Annotated in this window: 7 protein-coding genes and 1 pseudogene; 6 read left to right on the top strand and 2 right to left on the bottom strand. The window is 68.8% G+C overall.

The features are described 5' to 3' along the window. The 3 genes and pseudogenes from QN350_RS11750 to QN350_RS11740 form a co-directional block, all read left to right on the top strand. Positions 1 to 788, top strand: a pseudogene (locus QN350_RS11750) (2-succinyl-5-enolpyruvyl-6-hydroxy-3-cyclohexene-1-carboxylate synthase); the annotation flags it as partial. A 77-nt stretch (positions 789 to 865) separates the two neighbouring features. Beyond that, positions 866 to 1,741 (top strand): polyphosphate kinase 2 family protein, encoded by an 876-nt coding sequence (locus QN350_RS11745; RefSeq protein ID WP_322138263.1) that lies wholly within the window; start codon positions 866 to 868, stop codon positions 1,739 to 1,741. A gap of 203 nt (positions 1,742 to 1,944) precedes the next feature. Beyond that, positions 1,945 to 2,859: a DUF559 domain-containing protein gene (locus QN350_RS11740; protein ID WP_322138262.1), complete on the top strand. Its 915-nt coding sequence runs from the start codon at positions 1,945 to 1,947 to the stop codon at positions 2,857 to 2,859. Positions 2,860 to 2,967: 108 nt separating this feature from the next. On the opposite strand, the gene QN350_RS11735 is transcribed toward QN350_RS11740, so the two are convergent. Continuing rightward, the gene (locus QN350_RS11735) at positions 2,968 to 4,194 is read right to left on the bottom strand and encodes an isochorismate synthase (protein WP_322140351.1); all 1,227 of its coding nucleotides are present in this window, start codon (positions 4,192 to 4,194) and stop codon (positions 2,968 to 2,970) included. 156 nt (positions 4,195 to 4,350) lie between these two features. Between QN350_RS11735 and QN350_RS11730 the strand changes: the two genes are divergently transcribed. Genes QN350_RS11730 through QN350_RS11720 form a run of 3 tightly spaced genes read left to right on the top strand, consistent with a single transcriptional unit; the run spans position 4,351 to position 7,617 of the window. Further along, positions 4,351 to 5,043: a class I SAM-dependent methyltransferase gene (locus QN350_RS11730; RefSeq protein WP_416347731.1), complete on the top strand. Its 693-nt coding sequence runs from the start codon at positions 4,351 to 4,353 to the stop codon at positions 5,041 to 5,043. Between the two features lie 32 nt (positions 5,044 to 5,075). Beyond that, the gene (locus QN350_RS11725) at positions 5,076 to 6,146 is read left to right on the top strand and encodes a polyprenyl synthetase family protein (protein ID WP_322138260.1); all 1,071 of its coding nucleotides are present in this window, start codon (positions 5,076 to 5,078) and stop codon (positions 6,144 to 6,146) included. Between the two features lie 10 nt (positions 6,147 to 6,156). Continuing rightward, positions 6,157 to 7,617 carry an FAD-dependent oxidoreductase gene (locus QN350_RS11720; RefSeq protein ID WP_322138259.1) on the top strand — a complete coding sequence of 487 codons (1,461 nt, stop codon included), beginning with the start codon at positions 6,157 to 6,159 and terminating at the stop codon, positions 7,615 to 7,617. 123 nt (positions 7,618 to 7,740) lie between these two features. On the opposite strand, the gene QN350_RS11715 is transcribed toward QN350_RS11720, so the two are convergent. Then, on the bottom strand, positions 7,741 to 8,229 hold the full coding sequence (locus QN350_RS11715) for a YajQ family cyclic di-GMP-binding protein (protein WP_134448794.1): 489 nt from the start codon (positions 8,227 to 8,229) through the stop codon (positions 7,741 to 7,743). Positions 8,230 to 8,299 lie beyond the last annotated feature (70 nt).

Here is an 8,299-nt window from a genome sequence, read left to right as displayed (position 1 = left end):
CCGGTGCCGAGTGGTACAACCCGGGACACCGGGTGCGCACGTTCGCCCGCGCGGCGCGCGTCGGCGCATCCGCAACAGCTGCGGCGGAAACCCGCGACGGCCGGGCCTGGCTCGGCAGCTGGGTGATGACGAGCAGGCGGGTTCTCGACGCGGCGACCGACGAAGCGGATGTCCCCTTCGGCGCCCACGGGATGACGCGCGCCGAATTCGCCGCCCTCCGCGCTCCCGTCACCCGCAGCATGCTCGTCGACGCCGTCTGGAGGGCCTCCTGGCCACACGACAGGCTGGTGCTCGGCGCGTCCCGGCTGATCCGCGAGGCGGACCGGCGGGTGCCGGGCAAGAAGATCTCCGTGCACTCGAACCGCGGTCTCGCGGGCATCGACGGCACGATCGCGACCGCGACGGGCATCGCGCTCGCCAGCCAGGCGTTCCAGGACGGCAGCGAGCCCCGCTCGACCGGCATGACCCGGCTGCTCCTCGGCGACCTCGCCCTGCTGCACGACGCCGGATCGATGCTGCTGGTCCCGGGTGAGGCGCGGGCCCGGCTGCAGGTCATCGTCGGCAACGACGGCGGCGGAACCATTTTCGACGGGCTCGAGGTCGCGGCATCCGCCCCACAGGACCAGATCAGCCGGGTGCTCTACACGCCGCACGGCGTCGACCTCTCCGCGCTCGCCGCAGCGTACGGCTGGGAGTACGTCCGGGCGGCGACCCGCAGCGATCTCGAGCGGGCGCTCACCGCGCCGCCGCTCGGACCGAGCCTGCTCGAGGTGCCGCTCACGCGCTAGGTTTTCTGCATGGCCTCGCGTGGGCCCGGCTGCACAGTGTCAGTCTTCCTGCAGTTTTCGACGAAGGGTGCATCATCATGAGCGGGCTCGACCACAAGTTCTGGGACTCAGACCCGATCGAGACGCTCCGCGTCGGCCCCGGATTCCGGCTCGCCGCCGTCGACCCCGACGCGACCCCCGGTTTCGACGGCGTCGCGAAGAAGAACGCCGACAAGGCGCTCGCCTCGGGTGTCGGCCTGCTCGATTCTCTGCAGGAGAAGCTCTACGCCAACAGCCGGGCCGCGGCTGATGACGGCGGTGGCCGCAAGGTGCTCCTCGTGCTGCAGGCCATGGACACCGCGGGCAAGGGCGGTATCGTGCGGCACGTCGTCGGGTCCGTCGACCCCCAGGGTGTGCGCCTCACCGCGTTCAAGGCGCCGACCGCGGAGGAACGCGCGCACGACTTCCTCTGGCGGGTACGGAGCCGTGTGCCGGGTCCCGGCCTGATCGGGGTCTTCGACCGCTCGCACTACGAGGACGTGCTGATCGCCCGCGTGCACGAGCTCGCTCCCGCCGAGGAGATCGAGGCCAGGTACGGGCAGATCCGCCAATTCGAGCAGGACCTCGTCGATGACGGCACCACGATCATCAAGGTCATGCTGCAGATCAGTTCGGCCGACCAGAAGGAGCGGCTGCTCGAGCGCCTCGAGCGCCCCGACAAATACTGGAAGTACAACCCGGCCGACGTCGACGAGCGGATGCGCTGGGCCGACTACCAGGCGGCCTACCAGCTCGCCCTCGAACGCACCTCGACGCCTGACGCACCGTGGTTCGTCGTTCCCGCCGGCAAGAAGTGGTACGCGCGCCTCGCCGTGCAGCACCTGCTGATCGACGCCCTCGAGCGACTGAACCTCGACTGGCCGCCCGCAGCCTTCGACGTGGCCGCCGAAAAGGCGCGCCTCGCAGCCACCTGACCCGCCCCATCCGCCCCGCCGTTGCCCGGCCACTCCTGCCGTCCTTCCCGTTTCTCCCGCGAGAGTGCACTTTTGGCCCTTAAACCGCGCTCTTAAGGGCCAAAAGTGCACTCTCGCGAGCCCACACCCGGGGTGTTCGAGCGCTGGACGCGCGCCTGTGGATAGTTCGAGCGCAGCAACGGGCGCTCAGCCATCATCGTGGGATGAAAAGGATCCCGCGCCTGCCGCCGGCCCTGCACGGTCGTGCCTTTCGCACTCACACGGGCACCTCCGCTGGTCTCAGCACCAAGCGGATGCGCGCGGGCGACCTGGTCAAGCCGTTTGCCGGCATCCGCACACCGGTGCACGATCAGGCCACTCCCGACGCGCTCATCACGGCATATGGCGAGCGGATGTCCGCGGGCGACTTCTTCAGTCATGTCTCGGCAGCCCGAGTGCACGCCCTACCGCTCCCGGCCTGGCTCGCCCGCGCCCGAACAGTGCACGTCAGTACCGAACGCCAGGAGCTCCGCGAACGTGGACGCGGTGTTGCCGCGCACCACGTGACGGCCGGGAGCATCCGGATCGTCGAGGTGCGCGGGCTACGCGCCACCTCGCCAGTGGATACCTGGTGCCAGCTGTCCACCATGCTCGGCGTCGACGACCTGATCGTGATGGGAGACGCCCTCGTGCGCCGCAAGAAGCCGCTCGCGACCATGGACGAGTTGCGCCGTGCGGTCTCACGCTATGCGGGGCATCGTGGTGCCCGGAAACTGCGGGAGGCTCTGGCGTGGGTGCGTCCCGGCGTGGATTCTCCCAAGGAGACCGTGCTGCGGCTCCTGCTGGTACGTGCGCACCTGCCCGAGCCGGAGGTGAACGGTGAGATCTTCGACAGCTCGGGAACGAAGATCGCGACCGGCGACCTCATCTACCGGGAGTACCGAGTAGTCGTCGAGTACGACGGCGAACAGCACCGGACCGACGAAGAGCAGTATCACTGGGACGTCGATCGGATCGACAGCATCGTGGAGGCCGGGTGGCGGCACATCCGCATCAACAAATCGCACTTGCACAACCGTCCCGCCACCGTCATCCGAAAAGTCGACGCAGCGCTGCGGTTCCGCGGCTGGCGCCCCTGACCAAGCCCGCCCGCTTCTCCCTCGCGAGAGTGCGGAAACGGCCCTTAAACCACCCGGTTAAGGGCCGAAAGTGCACTCTCGCGGGAGGTAGCCGGGGAGGGGCGGGGGTTAGCCGAAGGCCTCTACGATGGGGCGGAACTTCATGCGGGTCTCGGCGAGCTCGCGGTCGGGCTCTGAGCCGAGCACGATGCCGCAACCGGCGTATGCCGTGACGTCCCCGGTCGGCGTGACCTGGGCGCAGCGCAGCGCGATCGCCCATTCGCCGTCGCCGTCCGCGCCGACCCAGCCGACCGGCCCGGCGTACCGGCCGCGGTCGAAGGGCTCGAGTTCGCGGATGAGCGCAAGGGCGGCCTGCGTCGGTGTTCCCGCGACCGCCGCCGTCGGGTGCATGGCGGCGATGAGGTCGAGGGACGTCGATCCGTCGGAGAGGGTGCCCTCGACATCCGTCGCGAGGTGCCACAGGTTCGGGAGCTTGACCGTGAACGGCAGCTCGCTCGTGAGCAGGTGCGAGGTGTGCGGACGCAGCGAGGCGAGCACGCTCTGCACCGCGAAGGCGTGTTCGTCGCCGTCCTTCGCGCTCGTCGCGAGCGCGGCGGCGGCCTCGAGGTCCGCCGCGGCGTCTGCGCCGCGCGAGACGGTCCCGGCGAGCACCCGGGCGTTGACCTCGCCGTTGTCGGCGCGGATCAGGGTTTCAGGGCTCGACCCGACGAGGCCGTCGACGGCGTAGGTCCAGCAGTCCGGGTAGCCGAGTGCGAGTTCGCTGATCGTGCGGCGCAGGTCCGACTTGGCCGGAAGGTGCCCGCGGAGGTCCCTGGCGAGCACGACCTTGTTGACCTCGCCGGCGGAGAGACGCACGACCGCCTCATCGACGGCGGCCTTGTAGGCCTCGGGCCGCAGCGTGCCCGAGAGCAGCGAGATGCGGTATTCGGTGCCGAGCGGATGCAGCGCCACCGGAATCTCCGGAGGGGTGCCGCCGGTCGGCCAGATCCGGGTGACCCAGCACAGGCCGTCCTCACGCCCGACGATGACCTCCGGGACGAGGAGCACGCTCGTCTCGGCGGATTCGTCGTCGAAGGCGAAGGTTCCGAATGCCAGCAGGCCGGTGCCCGTTCGCGCGAGCGGATCGGTCACCGTGGATGCGGCGACGACGTCCCGCCACGCGCTCGCGGCATCCGTCATGCGCGTCGGGCCCGAGAATTCGAGCCGCAGGGCCGAGCCGAGGCCGGCCAGGCCCTGGTTGCGACGCATCCAGAGCAGCGGCTTCTGGGCGTCGAGAAGAAGGACCAGTTGTCGAATGTCGGCAATGGGAGTGGTTTCAACCGTCAAGGCCTGCACATTCACCTGCCCAGCCTATGCCAGCCGCCGCGGACACCGGCTTCCGGGGCGATAACCGCCCTATCACCGGCTTCGCAGGATCAGCGGGGAACGGCAACCTAGACTGTTGGAGTGAACAGAGCAGACCTCAGTAAGCAGCCGGAGCAGGTCGCTGCCATGTTCGATCAGGTGTCGACGCACTACGACCGCACAAACGCGGTTCTCTCGGTCGGAAATGCCGCCCTCTGGCGGCTCGCGGCCACTCGCGCCGTCAACCCGCAAGCGGGCGAGCGCATCCTCGACATCGCAGCGGGCACAGGCACCTCGAGCGTCGCCCTGACCCACACCGGCGCCCACGTCGTCGCCGCGGACTTCTCCGCCGGGATGATCCAGGTCGGCCGGGAACGCCATGCCGGCAACCCGCTCGTCGAGTTCGTGCAGGCGGACGCGACGGCACTGCCCTTCGACGACGACGAATTCGACGTCGTCACGATCTCCTTCGGCCTGCGCAACGTCGTCGAACCGCGCAAGGCGCTCGCCGAATTCTTCCGCGTCACCAAGCCCGGCGGTCGCGTGGTCATCTGCGAGTTCTCCACGCCGCCGAACCCGGTCGTCCGAAACGGCTACTTCGCCTACCTCAACCACGTGATGCCCCGGGTCGTCAAGCTCGCCTCCTCGAACGCGGAGGCGTACGACTACCTCGGCGAATCGATCGCCGCCTGGCCGACCCAGCCCGTGCTCAGCGGATGGCTCCGCGAGGCCGGCTACGAGTCCGTCGCCTACCGCAACCTCACCCTCGGTATCGTGACACTGCACCGCGGTATCAAAGCCGCCTCCGCTCCCGCGCCTGCGGCTGTCCCGGCCGACTGAAACTCCCAGACCCCAATGGATAGGCTGTCAGAGTGAAACCGAGCGTTCCCCTGTTCCGGCGCGGCTCCTCCGTGACGAGCCAGATCGGCCTCAGCGATCGAATCTTCTCGACAGCGAATGACCGTGGCCTGGCCGCCGGCATCGATGTCGGCCTCGAGCAGGTCGAGGCGAGTCTCTTCGCCGAGGTCGTGTTCGCCGACGAGGTTGCGAGCGTCACCACCCGGTACCTTCTCGAAGCCGGCGGCAAGCGCGTGCGCCCGATGCTGGCCCTGCTCACCGCTCACCTCGGCAGCGGCAACCTGACCGACGTCGTCACCGCGGCCACCGCGATCGAGATCACCCACCTCGCCTCGCTCTACCACGATGACGTCATGGACGACTCCGGTCAGCGCCGCGGCGTCCCGAGCGCGCAAAAGGTCTGGGGCAACTCGATCGCGATCCTCACCGGCGACCTCCTGTTCGCCAGGGCGAGCCAGCTGATGGCCAAGCTCGGCGAGCGGGCCATCCGCCTGCAGGCCGACACGTTCGAACGGCTCGTGATGGGTCAGCTCCACGAGACCGTCGGCCCGCACGACGGCGACGACCCGGTCGAGCACTACATCTCGGTGCTCGCCGACAAGACGGGCTCGCTCATCGCGGCAGCAGCCCAGGCCGGGATCATCTTCTCGGACGCGCCCGACGAATTCGAACAGCCGCTCGTGAGCTTCGGCGAGAAGATCGGCGTCGCGTTCCAGCTCATCGACGACGTACTCGACCTCTCCCCGCAGCCCGAGGCGACCGGTAAGGTGCCCGGCACCGACCTGCGCGCCGGCGTTGCGACCCTGCCCGTGCTGAGGCTTCGCGAGCGCGCCGGCGACGACCCGGCATCCGCTGCCCTGCTCGAACGCCTCGAACGGGACGTCATGAGCAGCCAGGGCACCCGGAGCGAGGCCGCGGACTCCGCGATCGCAGCGCTCCGCGACCACGATGTCACCGCGCAGACCCTCTCAGAGGCGCACGGCTGGGCACACGACGCCGTTGCCTCCCTCGACCCCCTCCCAGACGGGTCCGTCAAGAAGGCGCTGACCCGATTCGCCGACACGATCGTCGAGCGATCAAGTTAGAAAGGTCGTCATGACCGAGAAGCGCCCCACCGACCAGCGACCCGCGAAGCTACGCCTGGCGATCGTCGGGGCAGGCCCCGCCGGAATCTACGCCGCGGACATCCTGCTCAAGGCGGAACGCAACTTCGACGTCTCGATCGACCTGTTCGACCACCTCCCCGCGCCGTACGGGCTCGTACGGTACGGCGTCGCACCGGACCACCCCCGGATCAAGGGCATCATCTCGGCCCTGCGGGACGTGCTCGACCGCGGCGACATCCGCATCTTCGGCAACGTGCGCTTCGGCGAGGACATCACCCTCGACGACCTCCGGAAGCACTACAACGCCGTCATCTTCGCGACCGGCGCCGTGCGCGACGCCGACCTGAGGATTCCCGGCATCGACCTCGTCGGCTCCTACGGCGCCGCGCGCTTCGTGAGCTGGTTCGACGGGCACCCCGACTACCCGCGCACCTGGCCGCTCGAAGCGAAGCAGGTCGCCGTGATCGGCAACGGCAACGTCGCCCTCGACGTCGCGCGGATCCTCGCCAAGCACGCGGACGACCTGCTGCCCACCGAGATCCCGGCGAACGTCTACGACGGGCTCAAGGCCTCACCGGTGACCGACGTGCACATCTTCGGGCGCCGCGGACCGACATCCGTGAAATTCACCCCCCTCGAACTGCGCGAGCTCGGCGAACTGCCCGATGTCGACATCGTCGTCTACGACGAGGACTTCGACTACGACGACGCGGCGCGCGCCGCCGTTGCGAGCAACAAGCAGGTCTTCGTGATCGACAAGGTGCTCGGCAAGTGGCGTGAACGCGCCCACAAGCTGGCCGAGGACCCGCAGGCGGGCGCGAGCCGCCGGCTGCACCTGCACTTCTTCGCCAAGCCCCTCGAACTCATCGACGACGGCACCGGCCGGGTCGGCGGCATCCGCTACGAACGCACCGCGCCCGACGGCCAGGGCGGCGTCGTGGGTACCGGGGAGATCCGCGAGTTGCCGGTGCAGGCCGTGTACCGTGCGGTCGGCTACTTCGGCTCGCCGCTGCCCGGGGTGCCGTTCGACAAGAAGCACGGTGTGATCCCGAACCGCGAGGGGCAGGTGCTCTCCAAGGGCGACCCGTCGTCCGGTGCGGGCAGCGCCAACCAGCAGCTCTACGGCGTGTACGCGACGGGGTGGATCAAGCGCGGGCCGGTCGGACTGATCGGGCACACCAAGTCAGACGCGATGGAAACCGTGCGGCACCTGATCAACGATCTCGGCAACTGGTGGCGCCCGGAATCCCCGTCGGAGGAGAGCATCGTCGCGCTCCTCGACGAACGCGGAGTCGAGTACACGAATCTCGACGGCTGGCACCGCCTCGACCAGCACGAGCAGGCGCTCGGCGCGGCAGAGGGCCGGGTGCGGGTCAAGGTCGTGCCCCGCGACGAGATGGTCGCCATCTCCCGCGCCTCAGCGCCGGCAGAAGTGACCGCCTCGGCCTAGGACCCGAGCAGTTCGCAGCCCACCTCGCCGAACACGGCGAGGTGGGCGTCGACGTCCGCGGCGGTGGTGTCCGGGCTCACCAGCGCCATGGTGTCGAACGGCGTCAAGAGGATGCCCGGATGTCTAGCGGAAGTTGACGAACTGCAGGGCGACGTCGAGGTCCTTGCCCTTGAGTAGTGCCATCGTGGCCTGCAGGTCGTCGCGGCTCTTCGAGCTCACCCGGAGCTCGTCGCCCTGGATCTGGCTCTTGACGCCCTTGGGGCCTTCGTCGCGGATGATCTTGCCGATCTTCTTCGCGTTCTCCTGGTCGATGCCGGCCTTCATCGAGGCCTCGATCCGGAATTCCTTGCCCGAGGCGTACGGGTCGCCCGCGTCGAGGCTGCGCAGTGAGATGCCGCGCTTGATGAGCTTGGACTCGAAGACCTCGAGGATCGCCTTGACGCGCTCCTCCGAGTTCGCCTTCATGAGCACCTTTTCGCCGCTCATCTCGATCGAGGCGCCGACGTTCTTGAAGTCGTAGCGCTGCGCGACTTCCTTGTGGGCCTGGTTGAGGGCGTTGTCGACCTCCATCGGGTCGACCTTGCTGACGATGTCGAACGTTGAGTCTGCCATGACAGCAATGTTATCGGCGGATGCTTCGCCCGGCATCCGCACCCCGGCTCCCGTCGTGTGCGACTCGGCC

The sequence above is a fragment of the Cryobacterium sp. 10I5 genome, assembly GCF_035019865.1.
GTDB lineage: Bacteria > Actinomycetota > Actinomycetes > Actinomycetales > Microbacteriaceae > Cryobacterium > Cryobacterium breve_A.
This window is presented reverse-complemented; position numbering and strand designations above follow the sequence as displayed.